This is a genomic window from Pseudomonadota bacterium, assembly GCA_018817425.1.
GTDB lineage: Bacteria > Desulfobacterota > Desulfobacteria > Desulfobacterales > RPRI01 > RPRI01.
On record JAHITX010000066.1, the window covers coordinates 1 to 23,745 of the forward strand.

At 40.3% G+C, this 23,745-nt stretch carries 20 protein-coding genes; 1 reads left to right on the forward strand and 19 read right to left on the reverse strand.

Translation table 11 applies throughout. From position 1 onward, the window contains the following. The first annotated feature begins 286 nt into the window (after positions 1–286). Positions 287–562 carry a hypothetical protein gene (locus KKC46_11375; GenBank protein MBU1054414.1) on the forward strand — a complete coding sequence of 92 codons (276 nt, stop codon included), beginning with the start codon at positions 287–289 and terminating at the stop codon, positions 560–562. Positions 563–618: 56 nt separating this feature from the next. Here KKC46_11375 and pbpC read toward each other — a convergent pair whose 3' ends face one another. The 19 genes from pbpC to KKC46_11470 all read right to left on the reverse strand — a co-directional run bounded on the left by pbpC (position 619) and on the right by KKC46_11470 (position 23,717). Next, entirely contained in the window at positions 619–2,967 is a 2,349-nt protein-coding gene (gene pbpC, locus KKC46_11380) for a penicillin-binding protein 1C (protein ID MBU1054415.1), read from the reverse strand. Positions 2,968–2,973: 6 nt separating this feature from the next. Beyond that, a complete protein-coding gene (locus KKC46_11385; protein MBU1054416.1) occupies positions 2,974–7,827 on the reverse strand; it encodes an alpha-2-macroglobulin family protein in 4,854 nt (1,617 codons plus the stop codon). A 113-nt stretch (positions 7,828–7,940) separates the two neighbouring features. Then, positions 7,941–8,504, reverse strand: coding sequence for a CDP-diacylglycerol--glycerol-3-phosphate 3-phosphatidyltransferase (pgsA, locus tag KKC46_11390; protein ID MBU1054417.1), 564 nt, complete (start codon positions 8,502–8,504; stop codon positions 7,941–7,943). 17 nt (positions 8,505–8,521) lie between these two features. Next, positions 8,522–9,175 (reverse strand): fructose-6-phosphate aldolase, encoded by a 654-nt coding sequence (gene fsa, locus KKC46_11395; GenBank protein MBU1054418.1) that lies wholly within the window; start codon positions 9,173–9,175, stop codon positions 8,522–8,524. A 59-nt stretch (positions 9,176–9,234) separates the two neighbouring features. After that, complete coding sequence (locus KKC46_11400) at positions 9,235–9,510, reverse strand: YHS domain-containing protein (GenBank protein MBU1054419.1); 276 nt, start codon at positions 9,508–9,510, stop codon at positions 9,235–9,237. A 25-nt stretch (positions 9,511–9,535) separates the two neighbouring features. Next, complete coding sequence (gene folK / locus KKC46_11405) at positions 9,536–10,030, reverse strand: 2-amino-4-hydroxy-6-hydroxymethyldihydropteridine diphosphokinase (protein MBU1054420.1); 495 nt, start codon at positions 10,028–10,030, stop codon at positions 9,536–9,538. A gap of 26 nt (positions 10,031–10,056) precedes the next feature. Continuing rightward, positions 10,057–11,217, reverse strand: a complete 1,161-nt coding sequence (locus KKC46_11410; GenBank protein ID MBU1054421.1) for an LL-diaminopimelate aminotransferase — start codon at positions 11,215–11,217, stop codon at positions 10,057–10,059. Positions 11,218–11,257: 40 nt separating this feature from the next. Further along, positions 11,258–12,085 carry a diaminopimelate epimerase gene (gene dapF, locus KKC46_11415; protein ID MBU1054422.1) on the reverse strand — a complete coding sequence of 276 codons (828 nt, stop codon included), beginning with the start codon at positions 12,083–12,085 and terminating at the stop codon, positions 11,258–11,260. A 150-nt stretch (positions 12,086–12,235) separates the two neighbouring features. After that, on the reverse strand, positions 12,236–13,489 hold the full coding sequence (lysA, locus tag KKC46_11420) for a diaminopimelate decarboxylase (GenBank protein ID MBU1054423.1): 1,254 nt from the start codon (positions 13,487–13,489) through the stop codon (positions 12,236–12,238). A gap of 71 nt (positions 13,490–13,560) precedes the next feature. Continuing rightward, a complete protein-coding gene (locus KKC46_11425) occupies positions 13,561–14,022 on the reverse strand; it encodes a hypothetical protein (GenBank protein ID MBU1054424.1) in 462 nt (153 codons plus the stop codon). 7 nt (positions 14,023–14,029) lie between these two features. Further along, positions 14,030–15,421 (reverse strand): argininosuccinate lyase, encoded by a 1,392-nt coding sequence (argH, locus tag KKC46_11430; protein MBU1054425.1) that lies wholly within the window; start codon positions 15,419–15,421, stop codon positions 14,030–14,032. A 169-nt stretch (positions 15,422–15,590) separates the two neighbouring features. Further along, positions 15,591–16,802 (reverse strand): argininosuccinate synthase, encoded by a 1,212-nt coding sequence (locus KKC46_11435; protein MBU1054426.1) that lies wholly within the window; start codon positions 16,800–16,802, stop codon positions 15,591–15,593. Between the two features lie 44 nt (positions 16,803–16,846). Further along, the gene (argF, locus tag KKC46_11440; protein ID MBU1054427.1) at positions 16,847–17,773 is read right to left on the reverse strand and encodes an ornithine carbamoyltransferase; all 927 of its coding nucleotides are present in this window, start codon (positions 17,771–17,773) and stop codon (positions 16,847–16,849) included. Between the two features lie 77 nt (positions 17,774–17,850). Then, entirely contained in the window at positions 17,851–19,029 is a 1,179-nt protein-coding gene (locus KKC46_11445; protein ID MBU1054428.1) for an acetylornithine transaminase, read from the reverse strand. Positions 19,030–19,174: 145 nt separating this feature from the next. After that, positions 19,175–20,050 (reverse strand): acetylglutamate kinase, encoded by an 876-nt coding sequence (gene argB, locus KKC46_11450; protein ID MBU1054429.1) that lies wholly within the window; start codon positions 20,048–20,050, stop codon positions 19,175–19,177. Positions 20,051–20,259: 209 nt separating this feature from the next. Next, the gene (hslU, locus tag KKC46_11455) at positions 20,260–21,633 is read right to left on the reverse strand and encodes an ATP-dependent protease ATPase subunit HslU (protein ID MBU1054430.1); all 1,374 of its coding nucleotides are present in this window, start codon (positions 21,631–21,633) and stop codon (positions 20,260–20,262) included. A gap of 4 nt (positions 21,634–21,637) precedes the next feature. Further along, a complete protein-coding gene (gene hslV / locus KKC46_11460; GenBank protein ID MBU1054431.1) occupies positions 21,638–22,171 on the reverse strand; it encodes an ATP-dependent protease subunit HslV in 534 nt (177 codons plus the stop codon). Between the two features lie 26 nt (positions 22,172–22,197). Beyond that, positions 22,198–23,130, reverse strand: coding sequence for a tyrosine recombinase XerC (locus KKC46_11465; protein ID MBU1054432.1), 933 nt, complete (start codon positions 23,128–23,130; stop codon positions 22,198–22,200). Continuing rightward, positions 23,127–23,717: a haloacid dehalogenase gene (locus KKC46_11470; protein ID MBU1054433.1), complete on the reverse strand. Its 591-nt coding sequence runs from the start codon at positions 23,715–23,717 to the stop codon at positions 23,127–23,129. The genes KKC46_11465 and KKC46_11470 overlap by 4 nt, the downstream gene beginning before the upstream one ends. Positions 23,718–23,745: the final 28 nt, after the last annotated feature.

Here is a 23,745-nt window from a genome sequence, read left to right on the forward strand (position 1 = left end):
GCCACTTTCAAAACGTTTCAGTTTGGTCAAGCTCAAGGCGGGCGAAAATTTCAACCACAGGAATACATTGAGTATTTCGAGGATTGAAATTTGAGCCCAACGCAGAGATCGGCCAAAATGGGGCGTTTTGAAACTGGCTCTGAAATTTATATAGATAATTATTGTATGTCAATATTCAAGTATGCGATGTTCTGTAATGAAATTACAAAATAATTAAAGTGACAGAAACTTTTTTTTATATTAAGAATGAAAAATTATATTTAATTTAAAATTAAGGAGCAAAAAAATGTCTCATGATCATAGCCATAATCACGATAATCACCACCATCATAGCCATGATTCATCTTCGGAATTATCTTTTGATGAAAAAATGGTAAAATTATTGGAACACTGGATTAAACATAACACCGATCACAGTGAAACATACAAGGATTGGGCTAAAAAAGTAAAAGAAAATGATATGGATAAAGTTGACCTGTTACTTAATGAAGCAGCAGATATGACTTTGAAATTAAATGTTATATTTGAAGAAGCATTAAAGGTGATAAAAGATAGTCAATAAGAGATAATCTTCTATTTCATTTTAACGACAAAGGTTATAAAATCTTATCGGCTCTTTCAAAACACCTCCACTCCAACTTGATCTATAGCTCCGCTTTGATCTACAACCAGCAGCTGGTATTGGCCGGCATGCTGGGGAGCGAACTTAAATGCTTTTCCCTCTTTTTTCATGATTGAATTTTCGAACCAGTACCAAGGCCCATTGCCTCCTTGTACCTTTAAATCAAACACAGGGTAATTACTGCTTTTATCTTTTTTAATGATCATATCTTTATCGGTTATACCCTCGATTGCAATGGGTTCCTCAATAATAACATCAGATATTTGCGGGCAGCCGGGGGATATGGGGGGAATCAATTTATGTCGGCGTGAGGATGTCGGCAACCAGCTCTCCAAAGCCTTTGGCCACAGCTCTACTCTTGTCCGAATCATAGGTTCAGCCACGTTGCATCCACCTGGAATGCGATATCGTCTGTCTTTGGTTAATTGCAGATTCAGTTCTATAACCGCCGGGCCTATGGTCTGCCTTGTTGATGTTAAAGTTTTAGGGGCTGTCCGGTCCAGCATCCAGGCGTTTCTTGGCTCTTTACAGTTATATTTCTTAGTATCTTGATTATATTTTGCGAGTTGACCGCCCGGCCAGCATATTTTACATCCGGTAACTGAATCCGGTCTTTTAATCCGATTTTGATGCCGGGGAAGAAGTTGAAACGCCATTTTTAATAACGGCGTTGCGGTTTGTGCTCCGTAATGCCCCGGTACCGGCGTGCCGTCGGGGCGGCCAACCCAGACGCCAACGGTATACCCCTTATCCACTCCCAAAGCCCATGCATCGCGAAACCCATAGCTAGTGCCGGTCTTAACTGCAAAGAGTTTATCCCTGTCACGAATCTCTCTGCCCCTCTCAGGCACAAGTGTTTCATGAATGATCCAGGCAGCTCCCTTGGAGAGTAATCTTGTTTGAATGATTTTTGAATCCCTGGTAAATCTCGGTTTTATGGTTTCTCCGCCACGCCCCAGACAGGAGTAAACCATTAGAAGATCTTCCAGGCTTGCTGCAAAACCTCCCAGGGCCATGGAGAGGTTGGGACTTGCCCCTTGGGGAAGTTTTATTTTAAAGCCGCTGTTGATCATCCTGGCGTAAAAGAAACGGGGCCCAAGGTGATCGAACAGCTGGACTGCAGGCAGGTTAAGTGATTGCGACAGGGCTTTTGCAACGCTAACAGGACCGCTGAAACTACGATTAAAATTTACAGGCTGATAATCTCCAAACAGAATCGGTATATCCATTAACATGCTCTGGGAGTGAATCAATCCCTGGTCCAAAGCCATACCATAGATAAAAGGTTTAATTGTTGAACCTGGTGATCGTATTGCTTTAACCATATCAACATGGCCAAAGCGGGATTCATTCAAGAAATCCGCTGAACCAACGTATGCCTCAACTCCACCGGTTTGGTTATTCATTGCCAGAATTGATACGGACAGATGTGGGGGGAGATTCGCAGCATAATCCATAGCCAGTTGTTCAAAGGCAATTTGCAGATGATAGTCTATAAGGGTACTGATCCGAATCTTTTCCGCCAGGGTTTGACTATGCAAACGCCTTGCAAGCAACGGCGCATTCATTTTGGTTTCAATGGGCCATCCGGTCACCTGCTCCTCTTTTGCCTCTTCTATCATATCTTTGGGCCAGATATCAAAGTATCCCAATCTCTCCAGCAGCTTATCCCTTGCCTGCCGGGCTTTCGTGGGATAGCGATCCGGGCGGTAACGGCTAGGGGCCTGGGGCATAACCGCCAATAACGCTGCCTGTGCATGGGTAAGATCTTTTGCTCCGTGATCGAAATAAGCGTAGCTTGCCGCCTGAACACCTTCGAATGTACCACCAAAAGGGGCGTGATTTAAGTAGTAATTCAGTATCTCGTCTTTTTTGAAATGCCATTCAAGCTGAAAGGCGGTAAAAATCTGCCTGAGTTTTCCTGAAATACTCTTCGGCACAGGCCGCTTTAATCGCGCCACCTGCATGGTCAGTGTTGAACCTCCCGAAATCACCTTGCCGCTTGTCAGCAACTGAAAGGATGCCCGCAACAGAGAAAATGGATTGATGCCTGGGTGATAGTAAAACCATCGATCTTCATATCCAAGCAGTGCTTCGATATAATATGGGGAAACCTCATCCACAGTTACGGGATAACGCCAGACTCCATTTGCATCGGCAAAAGAGCGCAGGGGAGTGCCATCTTTGGCGAGGATAACACAGGTTTGTGTTTTTGGGTTTAAATTAACAGGATAAAGCTTATCTATGATAATAAACGCGGTAAAGAAAAGTACGGAAATAAGAAGAAATAAGAAGAGAACCCCGGGGCGTTTAAACTCCGGGGCTCTAAAAAAATATCGTCTCATGATGCTTTATTCAAATATCTCTATCTGCCCCTGGGTGGCGCCAATGGCAAACCGATAAGGCCTGTACATATCTTCAACATAACTGCATGGCATTTTATAAACACCCGGAGTCACCGCCCTTATCAAATAAAAGAGCGTTATACTTCTATAGGTATCGATGTTTATGGCAGCCACATAACGATCATCCCGAAACTCTTCATGTATTACATATTCCGTTTTTTTAATCTCGCCAATGGTTTTGCCGTCTATCTTGATCTCATCCAGTTTGATGGAGGCAACACCCAGATTTTGATTTTCTATTTCCACTCCGGCAGGCAGCAGATCAACTACCAATCCGTCGGGAGTACGTTTTTTTGAGGATATGTCAAGCTGTACTACCGCCAGTTCACCGGATTTCATCTGATCAAGTATCAGCGAATTTCCATTAGTGTCATAAAACTTTCGCGTGATAGTTATTTCATTAAATTGAGGTTCAGGAGCTTTTTCAGACTCACCCACCAGCGTCATATTCGCGTAGAGAGTATTGCTGCCGGCTTCAATTTTTTGCAGACTTTGATAGGTTTTAAGGTCAAAGAGGGTGTTAAAAGCTCTGTTTCGCTCAAGTTTTTGCTCCAACTGATCGGTAACAAGGGTTGCCCCCCAGGTATCACCACCTGATTTTTCCATTAACAAAGCGGTTCTAAATAGTGAGATTCGCTCCTGGGTGCTCAACCATTGTCTCTCTTTCACAGCATTGGTCAAATCCAAAAGCAGGTTTCCGCTGCCTTCAAAACCGTGGGCCAGCACAAGCTCGGTGATTCGGGCCAGGTCACGCACATTGGAACCATATTCACCATAGTAACTGTATTTGGGACGTTCGCGCTCTTTCATTGCCAGATTAAAACATGTATCGGCATTTTTAGCGTCACCGGCCAATTTAAAAGATGCGGCCATATATTGCCAGCTTAATCCATCATCATTGGTTTTGCCTTCATACTGTTCAGCTAAACGCCTCAAATCGCTTAACCCTACCAGACCGGCTTTTGCCAGCACGTATCCTGCATAGCTCCTGAAGGCAAATTCATAGTGATCGATATTTTCGCTCCAGCGATTGTGATTTTTCGGAAAATCGCCGTGCAGATATTTTCTTAATCTTACATTTGTATTTTGCAATGAATCCGCACTTACGGAAGCACCCGCCCTTTTGGCGTCGTTTAAAAATTCTGCGGCATAAACAGTAAGCCACTTTTCCTCAGGACTATCAGATGACCACAGACCAAAACCGCCATTGCTTTTTTGACGATCCAGAACAAGGCGAACGGCAGCTTCAATCTGTATCGCGCGGAATTGTTCATCATAGTCACGATTAAACTGATTTTTTACCTGTTTGCTCAAACCCATCTCACTGATTGCTTCAGGTGTAGCCAACACCCACGGATAACCGGAGCTTGTGGATTGTTCGAGGCATCCATAGGGATAGTGAAGAAGATATGTGAAATGGCTGGCTAAGTCTATGGGTGGTTTGTTTGATAAGGTCATTTGAAAACCAACTGTTTCAGGCACCAGGTCATCGGTCGGTAATTCCGGTTTCCAGTTTGAATTTGGTGCAATCACAGCAAAGGATGTGCGGGTAATCGAAGGATAGGGTGAACGCACACCCAAACGCCAGGTGCGGTTAATCTCTATCTCTTTATCCTCATTATAGAGGTGAAGTTTCATCTCACCCTGGCCGGAATTTGCGATTGCTTCTATGGGGAAACGCAGTGTGATTTTTTCATTATCATTTAACGAGATGGACTTTTTCTCCGAGAGCTGCCTCAGGGAACCATCAATATCCATCTCCAAGGATAACTGCTGGAGTGTACCGCTCATATTGCGCAAATCCAAGGCAATTATGGATTTATCGCCTAATGCCAAAAATCTCGGCATTGACAGCTGGGTGACGATCTTGTCTGCTACCTTTGTATCCGCGTCCGTCTTGCCAAACTGCTCATCCGCAAAGGCCATAACCATCCAGCGAAGTTTCCCGTTGAAATTGGGGACGTCAAAACCCGCCTCAACTTCTCCATTTTCATCTACTGGCAGCGGTTCGGAGAAAAACGAAACCATAAGTACTTCGGATTTTGGTTTGTCGCCTCCTCTGGCAATGTCAGCATCAGACTCTGCAAAACCCCCTCCAAAACGCTGAAGTACGGTTTTAGGTCCAAGATTATCGATCACCTGCCCATAGTTGTCGTAGAGGTCTATGTTATAACGGCGGGAGCCGAAAAAATATGAGCCTGCATCAGGGGTTTTAAAACGGGTAATATTGAGGATACCCACGTCTACCAATGAAACAACTACTCTTGTGTTGGCAGGCAGGGGATAATCGGAAGTAACCTTTATTTTTGCGTTGACTCTTTTGCTTGGTTCCACCTGCTCGGGAGCGGTTATTTCAACATTCAATAATGCGTTATCACGTTTTAAAGGTAAATGTACCATGCCAAAAGACCGGGTGGGTACGGGAGTTTTATCCATATCACCCGGACGAATCACCATAACCGATGCATAAAGATCATGCCGGTCCCAGGATTTATCTGTCCGGATATCAACATCAGTCCCTTCGGATTTCACAGGCATGTATTTTGTGAGCAAAACCCCTTCAGAGCTTTCAACTGTAATCAAAGCCAAACCATCCTGTGGCGGATTGATACGAAGTTTGGCAAGATCACCCGGCTTGTAACCGGCATTCTCGAATCCCAAACTAATCTGGTCCGGTTTCTGTGCATTGCTATTGCCGGAATTATTCCACCAGGACCAGGCGGTTTGAAAATGGTAACTGGTCAGAGAATCACCATCGCTAACTTCAATTCTATAACTACCCCAGCTTATGGGCAAACTAACTATGGCGGTTTCGGTTTTGTTTATATTCACAGTTTTTGAAAATACTACAACCGGGGTTTCATCCCAGGCCCAGTGCCAACCCCGACCGCTGTTCTGGCGCCAATACCAGTTACGATCCTGGCGAATCAGGGATACCTGCAAAGATTTATTTTTTATCCATTTCCCATCTCTGTTAACACATCCCACTTTGATTTCAACTGTGCTGTTGGCATCAGGTTTTTCTTTAAACTGGGGCTCTATCCCGATAAAGTGATCGCCGCTTAACATGGTCAATGAGCTGTGCCTTGTAACAGGGCGCCCTCCGGTTTCGTAAACACTGGCATTAATATTTAAGCTCACAGGAGATTTCATTGCCGACCATTTGTTTTCCATGGTAAGCAAACCGGTTCCGTCATCTGCCAGGTTTATCTCAGTAAATTTTTGGCGTTCATATCCAATCTTTTCACTGGTATCACCAAAAGAAAATGTTTTCAGATCTTCAAAGGGATGTATGTCAATCCCAGCAACCACAAAACCGTCGGCCTTGTTACCGGATGCGGGAGCACCATAAAGATAACGTGAACTGATCGGCACTTCAACCAGTTCCTTTTTTGCTATGATTCGCTTTTTATTCACATCTCCGTCAAACAGCTCAAGATCGAGACGTTCCGGCAAAAATTCCTCAACCTTGAAGTAGTAACTTACCGTGTTTGTGGCCCCAAAGGAGAGTTTCAGATGATAGGTTCCTGTCTGGCTGGTGTCATCTGTTTGATACTCAAAGGTGTAAAAACCCTGTTTGGTTGGTTGGATTTGATCCGATGAGACTTTGTCGCCGTTTGGTTTATACAGGGTGTAAGCAAGGGGCATTGATGGCGGGAGTTTGCCATCGTAGTTGCGAACCAGCATTTTTACCTCAATTTTTTCCGAAGGCCTGTAAAGGTTTCGCGGCCCCCATGGGTAGATCTGGTATTCGCTATGTGTGGTAACAACGTTTTTCAGGCCAGAAAGATCAAGAGCGTCGCGTTTTAACGGCAATACGGAAATTTGATCTTCTTTAGCGGCAATAATATAATGCTGATCAGATGTTATATGAAAACTGGCCCTGCCGTTTTCATCGGTATTTCCAGTTTCGATAACCGTACCGTCTAAATTGGTGACTTCGATTTTAACGTTTGCAATGGGTTTACCGCTTGTAATATCCTGGGCGTAAACATCAAAGCTTTTATCATAGAGACGAAGATGCAAACCAATATTGGTCTGCATAAAATACGAGTATTCAAAGTTGCCGTCATAGATTCCTGGTTTGTTCATTACAGCAACATAAAGACCGGGCGCTTTTAAGCTGTCGATACCCTCTAAATCAATATTGTATTCCGTTCGCTGATTTTTTCTCGGTTTTAATTCAAAACGGCCGGAATGGATCAGCTTCCCGTACTGGTTGACGCGGTTAACCGTGTGGTACCAGTTGCTTCCGTTTCGGCCCATATTATGGATTAACCCAGGGATTTTGGAATTGTCCACAGCAAAAAAATCGATATTTACCTCGTCAATGTTTAAAGTGGTGACAGGTAATCTTTTGGGGCTTGAACTGCTTAAAATATGACCGCCTGATGTAAAGTTGACCGAGGGAGTCAGGCTAAGGGTTTTGAGATTTTTACTTTCGGAATGATTTAGTTTTTGACCGTTCAAGTCCCGGATCTCACTGGAAACATGAACGCTATAGTCTGTTTGAGGTGCAACAAAAGGAAATATCAGTTTGGTGCGATCCTCACTGATTATCCAATGATCGGATTCACCACCTTCAAGTGTCACATATTGGTCTTTCAGGCGATCCTTTGACAAAGGGGCAGTAAAACTTATGGTAATTGCGGGAGCGTTTTCATACACACTCTCTTTAATGGAAGCAACTCCAAAATTAGCACCTTTGTAATCAGCCTTTGCTTTTTGTTCATCAAAAGCAAAGGCCGAATTAAAGATAAACAGCAAACTGATGATCAAGCCTATTGTCTTCCGAATCATTTTAGAATCATCTCCTTTATTTTGGTGAAATCATCTATCTTTCGCTATCCAGGAAAAAGGACCTTTTCTATATTTTATAAAGAACGGTTAATGTGCTGACTTACAGTAAAAATCTATACTTTAAAAAGCCTCCAGAAGTGAATAAAATAATCTAAGCCCGACCAAACAGTCATAACAAGCGCTCCCCAAAGAAAGACCATTCCGATTGCGTGAAGATTTATCCCAAGAAACGGGTAGTGCATTAAAAGAGGAATAATTGCTGCAATCTGAAAGCCGGTTTTATATTTTCCCAGGTTTGAGGCAGCTACATCCTGACCGTTTTCGGCAATAATACTTCTTAGTCCTGTAACCGCAAGTTCGCGCCCGATGATAATACAAACAACCCAGGCAGGTATCCAGCCTAAAGAAGTCATCATAATACAGGAGCATGAGACTAGCAGCTTATCTGCAAGGGGGTCCATGAATTTACCTATATTTGAAACAAGTCCCCAACGTCTTGCCAGATAGCCGTCTAAATAGTCGGTAATAGCTGCGGCACTGAATATCAATGCCGCAGTTAAAGTACAATATTTGTTTGGAAAAAACAAAAATATGACAATAGCAGGAATTGCAGCCATTCTATATATTGTCAAGCTGTTTGGATGCTTCAATATATATAAAAGTCTGCTGTTCGTCATGCTATTATCCTAAAGTATTATTTTTTTGTTTTTTTCGATTTCTTCCAGTCGTCCAGAAAAGCCTTTATACCCTTATCTGTAAGGGGATGGGAAGCAAGCTTTGCCAGAACGTTAAAAGGAATAGTAGCAATGTCAGCCCCAAGCAAAGCGGATTCAAGAACATGAAGCGGATCACGAACACTTGCCACAATAATTTCCGTTTCATAGGCATAGTTATCGTATATATCTACAATCTGTTCTACCAAAAGAAGACCGTCATGTGAAATATCATCAAGGCGGCCTACAAAAGGACTCACATAAGTCGCACCGGCTTTTGCAGCCATTAGAGCCTGGAGAGGTGAAAATATCAAAGTAACGTTTGTTTTTATCCCTTTGTCCGTAAGCGTCCTTGTAGCCTTAAGGCCGTCAACCGTCATCGGAATCTTTACAACCACATTGGTATGAATTAAAGATAGCTCTTTAGCTTCTTTTACCATTCCTTTTGCATCAAGGCTTATAACCTCAGCACTTATCGGCCCGTCAATGATCTTGCAGATATCTTTTATAACATCTTCTAAAACACGTCCCTCTTTGGCAATGAGAGACGGATTGGTTGTAACTCCATCAACCATACCCATACTGTTTGCTTCTTTTATTTCATTAATATTAGCCGTATCAATGAAAAATTTCATAATAAACCCTCCTTATGCAACGCTTTTTTTATAATACCAAAGAAACCGTGTTTACTCTATCAGCTTTTATTTGAATTTTGCTTAATAAATTTATCTCTGCACTCAGTACTGCAAAAGTACATTTCCTGGCCACCATAATTTAAAAATATACCTTCTTTTTTAGGAAAATATACTTCACATACCGGGTCTTTTATCATTAAGTTATCTGATAGCTTATCAGCTGCATCAGATTTACTGTCAGTTTTACTGTCTGAAGATGCAGAAGGAGTCATCAAATACTTCAACATCTTATAGCCGCAAAAAAACAGTAAAATATATATTATTAATTTACTCATATATTTAACCAGTCAGATAAACAAATTACAATTTAATAATCTTCTGCTCACTATCATCAAGATTGTCGAGCAGATGTTTAATATCTTTTTTAAAAACAGGATGAATAATGGATGAATCTATATCGCAAAGAGGTTTTAAAACAAACAGCCTGTTATGCATCCTGGGATGCGGTATTGTAATGTCCGGCAAATTAAAAACCAAATCATCATACAATATAATATCAAGATCAAGAATACGCGGACCAAAGCGCACTTTGTCTTTTCCACGCCCTGCTTTTTGCTGAACAGAAAGCATCTTTTTTAAAAGGTCAGAAGGCTTAAGATCAGTTTCAATTTTTACTACTGCATTTATAAACCAGTCCTGATCCTTATAATCAACAGGAGAAGTTTTATAAAAATGTGACCATGCGGAAATAGTGACATATCCCGAATCAGCCAGCGCTTCTACACCTTGTTTACAATTTAAAAGCTTGTCTCCGATGTTGGACCCTACAGAAATATACGCAGTATGTTTTTTCACATTAATAATACCGGCTAACCTGCGAATTAAAACTCAAGAGATCGTATTCTTTCAACTACTTCTTTCATTCTCTCTTGTCCAACTGTAAGAGCCATGCGGATATAACCTTCTCCGGCAGATCCGAACCCATTGCCCGGAGTTACTACTATACCTGTTTTTGATAAAAGAAGGCTTGTAAATTGTGCTGAAGTATAACCTTTCGGAACATCAACCCACACATAAAAGGTAGCTTGCGGCTTTTTAACCGAAAGCCCGAGGCCAGTCAGGCCATCAACTAAAATATCACGGCGTTTTGTATATTCAATATTCATTTCTTCGACACAGGCCTGATCCCCGTCAAGAGCGGCAATACCTGCAAGCTGGACGGCCTGAAATGCACCCGAATCAATATTGCTTTTTATCTGCCCCAGCCCGTCTATTACTTCCGCTCTACCCACAGCACAACCCAAACGCCATCCTGTCATATTATAAGTTTTGGAAAGCGAATGAAATTCAATACCAACTTCTTTAGCACCATCTGTTTCAAGGAAACTGGGTGGTTTATAACCATCAAACGCCATTTCGGTATAAGCCGCATCATGGCATACTATTATATTGTTTTTCTCAGCATATAGCACAACTTGTTTGAAAAATTCATCAGTTGCAACTGCTGAAGTCGGATTATTAGGGTAATTTATAAACATGAGCTTTGCTTTTTTTGCTATATCCTCAGGAATGGCATCAAGATCGGGAAGAAAATCGTTTTCTTTCTTTAAATCCATAAGATAAGGATGACCTCCTGCGAATTGCACAGCTATATTGGGCACAGGATAACCCGGACTAGCTACAAGCGCTACATCTCCCTGATTAATAAAGGCCAAAGGAATATGCGCGATACCTTCTTTAGATCCAATGAGAGTCACTACTTCTTTGGCAGGATCAAGAGAAACATTAAATCTTTTCTTATACCATCTGGAAACGGCATTATTAAATTCGTACATTCCGGTATATGAAGGATACTGATGATTTTTAGGATCCAAAGCAGCTTTGTGTAAAGCTTCAATTATATGAGGAGGTGTGGGCATGTCAGGATCTCCGACGCCAAGGCTTATTATATCCACACCACGTTTTTTGACTTCATCTTTTTGTCTGTCAATTTCCTTAAACAAATAAGGAGGAAGGCTTTTTAATCTTTCAGATTTTTCGATTGTAATCATTATATTTTAATTCATCCCTTAAATAAAAAAGTTAGTATTGCCAGGCATCTTTCCCCAACTCCCCTTTGTATATGACCCTGGCATCACCTTCAAGATAAATATCATAAAATCTTCCATTATCCTGTTTGTAATGAATAGCAAGAACTCCTTTACTTCTTGTTATTACATTTACCGGAGATTCAATCTTGTTTTTATACGCTACAACAAGTGCTGATGCAATTGAACCTGTGCCGCAGGCAAGAGTTTCATCTTCAACGCCTCTTTCATACGTTCTTATATATATTGTCTTGTCTTTTATCCCGGATATAAAATTCACATTTGTTCCGGCAGGAGCATAGTTTTCATGAAACCTTATCTCCCTGCCGATATTGACAACATCAATATTTTCCAGATCATCTGCTATTATAACTACATGAGGAACACCTGTATTTAAGCTTGAAACCGTAATCGGGCCGTCTTTAAGCTGAATCTGATAATCATATTTACAAACGGAAGGCTCCATCATGTTTACTTTTACCCTGCCGTCAAGTACCCTGGCATGAACAATACCGGCATCGGTTACAAAAGACATATCAGGGCCTGCAATCTTATTCATGTAAGCAAACCGTGCCGCACATCTTGCACCGTTTCCGCACATCTCCGCTCTGCTGCCATCCGAATTAAAAAATTGCCATTTAAAATCAGCCGAATCATCATTTTCAATCAGTATAAAACCATCGGCACCCACAGACATTCTTCGCGCACAAACCTTTGTTATAAATGACTTCAGATCTTTTACCTCAACCACATTGTTTCTGTTGTCAATTATAATAAAATCGTTGCCGCTTCCGCTCATCTTAAAGAAAGTAATATTTTCCATATCTTGCTCAAATAGTATTTCAGCTATTAAGACTTTCAGATAATGTTTTTGGCAAGGCCAGAAGGAGCCTCCCTGAGTAAAACGTACAGTTGGTACGTTGTCGAAGGGAGGCGACTGATAACGCAGTCCAAAAATTTTATCTGGAAGTCTTTATAAAAAAGAGGGGATGACTTCGCCCCTAGTAAGATCTTCGTATTTCTGCCGTTTTCTTGTAACCTGGAATTGATCGCCATTTACCATGACTTCCGGAATCTTAAGCCTTGAACAATAATTTGATGACATAACATATCCATATGCCCCTGAACTCATAACAGCCAGCAAATCTCCCTGCTCAACTTTTTGTATGCTGCGGTCAAGAGCCAGAAAATCACCGCTTTCACAAATAGGCCCTACAACATCAGCTTTAATCTCTTCCTTATCTGATTTTTCCACAGGCTTGATAGCATGGTAAGCTTCATATAAAGATGGCCTGACCAGATCATTCATTCCTGCATCAACAATGACAAATTCCTTAACACCCGTTGATTTTCTGTAAAGTACTTTTGTTACAAGTACTCCGGCATTTCCTACAATTACTCTTCCGGGCTCAAAAATCAGCTTGATTTTGGTATCACCAATAACTTCCTTTATCGCATTTGCATATTCTACCGGATTTGGAGGTTCTTCATCATTATATGTTATTCCAAGCCCCCCTCCCAAATCCAGATGCTTTATATTAATACCCAAATCCGCAAGGTCTTTTATCATAACCTTCAAACTACGCAAGGCATCCTTAAAAGGGCCTGTTTCCGTAATCTGTGAACCTATATGACAGTCAAGACCTATTACCTTAACATTTTTAAGTTTGGCTGCAATCTTATATGCTTCCATAGCCGATTCGATATTTATCCCAAACTTATTCTTCTTCATACCTGTTGAAATATACGGATGAGTCTTTGGATCAACATCAGGATTAACCCTTATTGCAACAGGCGCTTTTTTCTTAAGCAACCCTGCTCTCTGGTTAATAATTTCAAGCTCTTCAAGGGATTCAACATTAAACATAAGTATGCCCGTTTTAAGAGCATAGTCAATTTCGTCAATTCTTTTTCCCACACCCGAATATACTATCTTGTTTGAAGAAAACCCGGCCTTTAATCCTTTGTAAAGTTCTCCTCCTGAAACGATATCAAGGCCTCCACCAAGCTTTGAAAACAATTTCAATATCGCAAGGTTGGTGTTTGCCTTTGCGGAAAAACATACTAAACGATTTACACCCTTAAACGCATCGTTAAAAGCCGTAAAATGACGTTTTAATGTGGCATAACTGTAAATATATAAAGGTGTCCCTATTTTTTGCACAATCTTTTTTACAGGCACTTTCTCACAATACAATTCATTGCCTTGATAAATAAAATGATCCATAACACTCCCCACAAACACCGAATAGCAACGGTGTGCGTTATACGCTATTTTCTTTAATAGTTTTTTATAAATCAATATTCAAATTTTATTATATTTGAATCTCTACTCTCCGGCGTTACATTTTTACTAAAAGCAGTAACTTTAAAAAAATATTTAAACCCTTTTTCAAGTTGCCGAATATACCTTATGTTTCCGTCCTTCCCGGCAGAATCGGCAGAAACTTCAGCAACAGGTTTATAATTAATCGGACAATTTTCACATATGTCTTCTGCAACCGGATACTTTGCCTGATAGATGACAAATCCGGTTACCCGGGGCGCTTTTTTCTCTTTTGTTTCAGGAACAGTCCATTCAAGCATGACATTATTTCCTTCAACAAGAGATTTGAGCTCATTTACTACAGGCACAGCCAATTGCAGCGGTGCAACAGGAGGGCCCTTTTTGCCACAACCATACACAGATAAAATAATTGTCATGGCAATAAGAACCCGAATAATAAAATCGTATCTGAAAACTTTATATAAATTAGTCATTTTTCGTTTATATATCTTTTTCTTTCGCAATATCTTTTTTTGCTTTCTTAACTGCGGCAATAACATTGCGGGGCGCTGTCCCACCATATGAAGTTCTGCGGTTTATCATGCTGGCAGGTGTTAATAGATCATAAACATCTTTAGCAAAAAGATGAGAAAAAGTTTTTATTTCATTAAGAGAAAGCTCATTAAGTTCTTTCCCATTTTTTAAAGCAAAAGCAACCGCCTTTCCTGCACAGGAATGAGCTTCTCTGAATGGCATTTTTTTTGTAACAAGGTAATCGGCCATATCAGTTGCATTTAAATATCCCAAAGCACAAGCTTTAAGCATAATATCTTTATTTATTTTCAGATTAGGAAGCATCCTCGTATAAACTTCTATACATGCCTTTAAAGTATCAACTGCATCAAACATTGCGATCTTATCTTCCTGCATATCCCTGTTGTAGGATAGAGGCAAAGATTTCATGATGGTGAGCATGGCAATAAGATCTCCAAATACACGTCCTGATTTACCCCTTGCCAGTTCACAAATATCCGGATTTTTCTTTTGCGGCATTATTGAGCTTCCTGTCGCAAAAGCATCCGGGAGTTCAATAAAACCGAATTCATATGATGACCAGATTATAAAGTCTTCGGACATCCTGCTGAAATGAACCATGCAAATTGCAGCCGATGATATAAATTCAATTATAAAATCCCTGTCTGAAACAGAATCCATGCTGTTTGCAGTTACTTTTGGAAAATCAAGAAGCTTTGCCGTATAATTCCTGTCAATCGGATAGGTTGTTCCTGCTAAAGCGGCACTTCCCAGGGGCATAACGTTTATTCGCTTCAAACAGTCTTTCATTCTTTCGGTATCGCGCAAAAACATCTCATAGTATGCCATAAGGTGGTGGGAAAGAAGTACCGGCTGAGCCTTTTGCAGATGCGTGTATCCTGGCATAATCACACCTGGGTTTTTTTCGCAAAGCTCAACAATAACTTTTCGTAACCCAATAAGGCTGCTTATAATCTTTCGGACTTCATCCCTTAGATACATCCTTACATCCAGAGCAACCTGATCATTTCTGCTTCTTGCGGTATGAAGTTTTAAAGCAACTTTTCCTATATCTTTTGCAAGCCTTGTTTCAATATGCATATGAATATCTTCAAGGCTGTCATCATACTTGAACTTGCCGCTTTCAATCTCTTTTTTTATTTTCTCCAGGCCTTTAATTATACTTAAAGCTTCCTTATCCGTTATTATGGAGGCTTTTACAAGCATACGGCAATGAGCAATACTACCTTGTATATCATGTGAATAAAGCCTTTTATCCACATCTATAGAAGATGTAAATGCTTCCACAATCTTATCTGTTTTCTGAGAGAATCTGCCATCCCATGGTTTAGCTGACATACAAAGGCCTCTTCTATCCCTTGAGCCAGTTTCTAAACGCCCCATTTTGGCCGATCTCTGCGTTGGGCTCAAATTCCAATCCTCGAAATACTAAATGTATTCCTGTGGTTGAAATTTTCTCCCGCCTTGAGCTTGACCAAACTGAAACGTTTTGAAATTGGCTCCCTTTTTATGTAATAACCCTTTTTTTCAGGCTCTGAATTCTTAAACGCAAAGCATTAAGTCTTATAAAACCTTCAGCGTCTTTCTGACTATACACACTATCTTGTTCAAAAGTAGCAAAATCATGGCTGTATAATGACTCATCCGATTTTCTGCCAAGAATAGTACAGTTTCCTTTGTAAAGCTCAATACGAACCGTGCCGGAAACATATTTTTGTGTTTCATCTATCATGCTCTGTAGAATTTTCATTTCAGGCGAAAACCAGAAACCATTATAAACAAGTTCTGCATACTTGGGAATCAGAGAATCCCGAAGATGCATTACTTCTCTATCCATGGTTATTGATTCAATAGCCATATGCGCTGCTCTTAGTATTGTGCCTCCGGGTGTTTCATAAACTCCCCGCGATTTCATGCCCACAAATCTGTTTTCAACCAGATCCATTCTTCCTATGCCGTGTTTTCCTCCAAGCCTGTTAAGCTCTTTCAAAAGCTTTGCAGGAGACAATTTTTCTCCATTAATAGCAACCGGGTTTCCTTTATCAAAAGTTATCTCTATAATTTCCGGTTTGTCAGGAGCATTTTTTGGTGATACTGAAAGGGTAAACATATCTTCCGGCGGTGCATTCCATGGATCTTCAAGCACTCCTCCCTCATAGCTTATATGAAGAAGATTCCTGTCAGAGCTGTAAGGTTTTGCCTGTGTGGTCGGAACCGGTATACCATGCTTTTTTGCATATTCCATAAGAAGAGTTCTTGAACCCAGATTCCATTCACGCCAGGGGGCAATAATTTTAATGCCAGGATCATGTGCAAGATAGCCTAACTCAAACCTGACCTGATCATTACCCTTTCCTGTAGATCCATGGCTTACCGCATCGGCTCCTTCAATTTTCGCAATCTCCATCTGACGTTTTGCGATAAGGGGTCTTGCAAGCGATGTTCCCAAAAGATACATGCCTTCATAAATTGCATTTGCACGAAACGCCGGGAAAACATAGTCTTTTGCAAATGTTTCTTTAAGATCATCAATATATACTTTAACCGCACCGGTATTTTTTGCTTTTTCATCAATATAGTCGAGTTCTTCTTCCTGTCCCAAATCAGCGGAAAAAGTTATTACTTCGCATTGATATGTTTCAATAAGCCATTTTAAAATAACTGAAGTATCCAATCCGCCCGAATAGGCCAGAACAACCTTTTTAACTTTATCCGACACTCTATATCTCTCCTAAACCCTTAAGGTTTTATTTATTTTATCTATCAAGAAGTCGATTTGCCACTTATTAATACTTCAAGAATAGCTTTTGTCATATGCAGCTTATTTTCCGACTGATCCCAGACAACTGATTTAGGGCCTTCAAGAACTTCTTCCGTGATCTCTTCTTCTCTGTGTGCGGGAAGACAATGCATAACAATAGCATCTTCTGCTGCATGCTGAAGAAGTTTGCTGCTTAGCGTATATGGTTTAAAGGCAAGCTTTCTTGCTTTCTGTTCTTCTTCCTGCCCCATGCTCGCCCAGACATCGGTATATAAAACATCCGCACCTTTTGCGGCTTCAACAGGATCTGATGTTAAGTAAATTTCTCCACGTCCTCTGTCAAGCGCTCGTTTTAATATTTTTTCGTCAGGTAAATATCCTTTAGGACATGCAAGAACAAGGTTAAGCCCTAATGTTGCAGCTGCATTAATCCATGAATGTGCAACATTATTTCCGTCACCAATCCATGCTATTTTAATTTTTTTATATTTCCCTTTTTTCTCCATTACAGTCATTATGTCGCTTAATACCTGGCAAGGATGATATAAATCAGTTAAAGCATTTATTACCGGTATTGAAGAAAATTGTGCAAACTCTTCAAGCAGACTCTGGGAATATGTTCTTATTGCAAGGCAATCAATATATCTTGAAAGCACTCTTGCCGTATCTCTTACCGGTTCATCTCTTGAAATCTGCGTATCTTTGGAGCTTATAAAAAGGGGGGTTCCACCAAGCTGAATCATTGCAGCTTCAAAAGATATCCTTGTTCGAGTTGATGGCTTATCAAATATCAAACCAAGAGTCTTGCCTGCGAAAGGACTGTACGAATCCCCTTTTTTCTGCTTTTCTTTAAGTTCAATTGCGCGATTTAATAAATAATCAATATCTCGTTTTGTTAAATCCAATATGGATATTATATCTTTTTTCAAGGCATCCTCTGCAATATATCATTACGGCACACAATAAAAACGCAAAGTCTTGCGTCTCTACAGGCCAATTTATTAATTTACAATATATCATCAAGACATAAAATGAGAGCATCAATTTCTTCTTTGCTTATAACAAGAGGCGGAATAAAACGGATGATTTTATCCTGTATACAGTTTACAAGAAACCCTCTTTCCCGGCATTCATTAACCACCTTTTCACCTTCAGCATCAAGTTCGACAGCAAGCATAAGTCCCATCCCCCTCAACTCTTTAATAGAATTATGCCTGCCTTTAAGCCACTTAAGCCTTTCCATAAAATAAGCACCGATTCTTTCACAATGCTCTAATATTTTTTCTTCAAAAATAACTTTTAATACTTCAAGTGCAGCAGATGTCACAACAGGGGTACCTCCAAAAGTAGAAGCGTGTGAGCCATGCACAAAGGCTGAAGCAACAAAGTCTTTTGCAAGCATTGCTCCTATTGGAAGGCCGTTTCCAAGAGCTTTGGCCAGGGTCATTATATCCGGCTCAACCCCAAAATGCTGATAAGCAAAAAGTTTTCCGGTTCGCCCTATTCCTGTTTGTATTTCATCAAAAATAAGAAGAGAGCCTGTTTTATCACAAAGATCTCTTACCTTCTTTAAATAATCCGGCGCAGGGCAACGCACTCCACCTTCTCCCTGAATAGGCTCAAGAAGCACAGCACATGTTGAATCATCTATTTTATTGGCCAGGGCATCTATATCATTGAAAGGTACGAAATCAAACCCATCTAGAATAGGATCATATCCTTTTTTTACCTTAAGCTGCCCGGTAGCAGATAAAGTCGCCATTGTCCGGCCATGAAAAGATCTCTCCATAGAAATTATTTTAAATCTTTCTTTTTTGCATGTGTCACTGAAATATTTTCGTGCCAGTTTTATTGCTGCCTCATTTGCTTCAGCTCCGCTGTTACAGAAAAAAACCTTGTCTGCAAAACTGTTTTCTACAAGCCATGCGGCAAGTTCCACCTGTGGAACAGTATAGTAAAGGTTTGATACGTGAAAAAGTATATCAGCCTGTTTGCATAACGCTTTTACTACCCTTGGATGAGCATGGCCTAAACTGCATACAGCAACACCTGCCACAAAATCGATATAAGATTTTCCATCGGTATCCCAGACTTTGCAACCCTTACCCTTCTCAATTACAATAGAAGGCCTTTTATAAGTATTTGCAATAACCTTTTCGGCTTTTTCAATAATATCGTTTTTCATAATCGGACTTTTCAATTAAAAGTTTATACCTCACACCTATTACCTTGAAGCTCGATCAGGTTCCGTGTTCACTGTTCATGGGTTTTAGAAACATTTAAACCTCAAACCGTTTAACCTCAAACCTCAAACCTCAAACCTTGAACCCCTATTTCCTTACTTCCGTGCCTATTCCTTTATCCGTAAACAATTCAAGCAGTAAAGAATGCCGTTTTTTACCGTTTATAATATGAACTTTCTCAACTCCGTTTTTTACCGCTTCCAACGAGCATTCTATTTTTGGAATCATTCCCCCTGAAATGCTTTCATTATCCATCATAGTCTTAGCAGTAGCAGAATCAATCGAGGAAATCAGATCCCCCGAAGCATCAAGGACTCCATCTACATCGGTAAGCAATATAAGGCGACCTGCAGAAAGTGCCATTGCTATACTTGCTGCTACAAGGTCAGCATTTATATTATAAGTTTCACCTGACACACCTGCACCCACAGGAGCAATAACCGGTATAAACCCTTTGTCGGTAAGAGTAGTAATTATATCCGGCTTGATATTTGTTACCTCGCCTACAAGCCCTGTATCAATTATTTCCGGAGGTGTATAGTCATCTTTCTTAAATACTATATGAAGTTTTTTAGCTAATATCAAACCCCCATCTTTTCCGCTTAAGCCAACTGCCTTTCCGCCATGTTGATTTATCTGCGCAACAATGGCTTTATTGACTTTTCCGCCAAGAACCATCTCAACAACATCCATTGTGGGTTGATCTGTAAGGCGCATACCTCTTACAAAAGTCGATTTTATCCCCATCTGGGAAAGCACCTGGTTTATTTGCGGACCGCCCCCGTGAACAATTACAGGATTAAGCCCGACAAATTTCATTAGTACGATATCGCGGGCAAAATCTTCTTTTAATTGTTCATCAACCATTGCATGACCGCCATACTTTATTACTATAGTCATGCCGTAAAAACGCCTGATATAAGGCAGCGCTTCAATTAATATATCCGCAACATTTGGATTCATTTTCCCTTATATATCCCTTACCATAATCCTTTTTTACAACCCCCTTTGTCCCCCTTTGCTAAGGGGGAATGAAGAGGAAACCGTGAAGCTTAAACCTTAAAACCTTGAACCCTGAGCCTTTAGCCCTAAACCCTGAACCTTCAACCCTGAACCCTGAACCTTCAACCCTGAACCCTGAACCCTGAACTGTGAACTGTGAACCTTTAACCCTAAAGAATATACCTGCTCAGATCCTCATCATCCTTAATATCCTTTAATTTACTTAAAACTGCTTTCGCATCAATTGTAATATCCCCACCAGGCATATCCGGAGCCTCAAAAAGAATATCTTCAAGCAAGCATTCCATAATAGTATGAAGCCTTCTTGCTCCTATATTTTCAGTATGATTGTTAACCTCTTCGGCAATTCTTGCAATTTCCTCAATTGCTTCAGACTCAAAAATGATATTAACCCCTTCTGTTTTAAGCATCGCAATATATTGGATAAGTAAAGCATTTTTGGGCTCTTTTAAAATCCTTACGAACTCTTTCTGGCCAAGCGCATCAAGCTCAACACGTATAGGGAAACGCCCCTGAAGTTCGGGTATAAGATCTGAAGGCTTAACCGCATGAAATGCGCCGGATGCGATGAAAAGAATATGATCGGTCTTGACAGCACCATATTTTGTCATAACCACACTACCTTCAACTATCGGAAGAAGGTCTCTCTGTACCCCTTCCCTGGAGACATCAGGCCCTGATCCGCCGTTTTTCCCGGCTATTTTATCAATTTCATCGATAAATATAATTCCTGACTGCTCAACCTTTAAAATCGCATTTTTTACAACTTTATCCATATCCACAAGCCGCTGGGATTCTTCCAATGTCAATACTTCCATAGCTTCGGATACTTTTATTTTACGTTTCTTTGTTGATTTAGGCATCATGCCGCCAAGCATATCCTTAAAATTGATACCCATCTCTTCCATGCCTAAATTGGAGAACACCTCTACCACAGGCATTTGTCTTTCTGAAATATCAAGATCTATAATGCGGTCATCAAGCTTTCCCTTGCGGAGCATGTCACGGAGTTTATTTCTTGTTGTGGATGCATCCGGGCTTTCAGCAATAACAGGTTCCAATCCGGCTTCAGTTGATTCATTGGTTTTATCAACTTCCTGACGGTTTGATTTTGGAAGCAGGACATCAAGCATTCTTTCTTCCGCAAGAACCATAGCTTTCTCTTTTACATCTTCCTGTTCCTTTGATTTTACCATGGTTACGGTTAATTCAAGAAGATCCCTTACCATAGATTCAACATCTCGCCCTACATATCCAACTTCGGTAAACTTGGATGCTTCAACTTTGTTAAAAGGTGAATCCGTAAGCTTTGACAATCTTCTGGCAATCTCCGTTTTACCTACACCGGTAGGACCTATAAGTATGATATTTTTAGGCGCAATCTCATCGCGAAGCTCATCAGGCACCTGCTGTCTGCGCCAGCGGTTTCTTAATGCTATTGCTACCGATTTTTTAGCCTTATGCTGGCCGATTATATATTTATCAAGTTCTTTTACTATTTCCGATGGTTTTAAATTTTCCATATTTTCAAAGTTCTTCTATAGTTATTTTTTCGTTTGTAAACACGCAAAGAGATGAAGCTATTTTCATCGATTCTTCAACAATTTCTTTTGCACTAAGACCGGAGTTTTTGACTAAAGCAGTAGCTGCAGCCTGCGCTCCAATCCCTCCTGACCCTATGCCGATTACACCTTCATCAGGTTCTATAACATCCCCGTTTCCTGAAATAAGAAAAATTCTGGTGCTATCAACTGCTATCATGAGCGCCTCAAGACGTCTTAAATACTTATCAGTACGCCAATCTTTCGCAAGTTCAACAGCGCTTCTTGTAAGATTGCCGTTATATCTTTCAAGTTTTTCTTCAAGACGTTCCGAAAGGTTTAAGGCATCGGCAGTAGCTCCTGCAAATCCTACTATAATGGTATCATTGTATATCCTTCTTACTTTTTTAGCCGTGTGTTTAACAACAGTATTATTAAGAGTCACCTGACCGTCACCTGCAACTGCTATTTTCCCTTTATGCCTGACAGCAAGAATTGTCGTTCCATGGAAATTCATGATTTCATTTTCCTGTTTTATAATACAAATTATTTTCTTGGATGAGCCTTGTCATATGTCTCCATAAGCCTGCCTATGCCAACATGCGTATATCTTTGCGTAGTTGAAAGGCTTTTATGTCCCAATAATTCCTGAACAACCCTTAGGTCTGCACCGGCATCCAGCATGTGTGTGGCAAAAGAATGCCTTAACGCATGAGGCGAAACAGGCACTGAAATACTAAATTCTTTTACAAATTTTTCAAGTATTCTGGCAATAGATCTTGTAGTAAGACGCCCTTTATTCTTATTTAAAAAAAGCGGATTGTTCTCATCTGATATTTTTTTGTCTTTTCCCAGCTTCTCCCTGTATAACTTTATTGCATCCATAGCCTTACTGCCTATAGGTACAATCCTTTCTTTGTCACCCTTTCCAAATACCTTTATTAAACCGGCCCCAAAATCAATACTTGAAACATTAAGACCTGCAAGCTCTGACACTCTTATACCGGAAGAATACATAGTCTCAAAAATGGCACGGTTTCTTAAGCCGGAAACCGTATCGGTTTTTATTGAATCAAGCAGATGAAACATTTCGTCAACAGTAAGATAAGCCGGAATATTTTTATCCTGTTTAGGCGTTGATATCAATTCAACAGGATTATTTGATATAATGTTATGCCTTACGAGATGCTTAAAAAATGACCTGAGAGCGGAAAGCTTTCTGACAATAGAACTTTTTTTATCCTTCTTGTGCAAATAACCAAGAAATGCTCTGATCAACAAGTGATCAGCATCTTCTACCATAAATATTTTTCTCTCAGACTCTTCATCGCTGTTTAGCCCTGATTTTTTAGCAGCAAAGGATGCAAACTCATCAAGATCATTTGCATAAGCACGGCAGGTATTATGGGAATATCCTTTTTCAGAAGCAAGAGTTTCAATAAATGAACTTATGATACTATCAATCGGATGTTTGTTCATTTTGCAGAACCATTAGCAAAACCGTTGAAATTAATAAATGATTCGAGTTCATCCCAGCTTCCTACCTCAATAAACGGGTGTTTTTCTCTGTTCCACGGTTGTTTAAAAACAACAGGCGTAACACCTTGTTCATTTAAAGCAAAACATGTTTCAAGCCTGTCTTCCACAAAAAATGATATTTTTTTTTCTAAAAGAACGCCAGCCTTTGCTTCAAAGGAACCTGTAGCTATTACCTCCACCAGGGAAGGGCTAACCGATAATGTTTCTGATATCCAATTGTGTATCGGCCCGATATATGGTCTTGCGGTTACAAACAGCAGCGGCCCTTGTTTGCTCAACCTGCTTAGCACCCTTGCTGATCCTTCAATCGGTTTTAAGGGGGCACTATGTTGGCCATCAAGTATTTTATTTATTATATCACTTATTATCTCCGGGTCGATTTTGATACATTCTTCGATATAATAGGATGTAATATCATCATAATTGAAATCTATATTATAATCATCCCTTGCGATATCAATAAACAAAGTCATTATATCGGCAACAACGCCGTCAATATCAAAGGCCAGAGAAGATGAGTCTATCATAAGACACCTTGACACATATACTCTAATC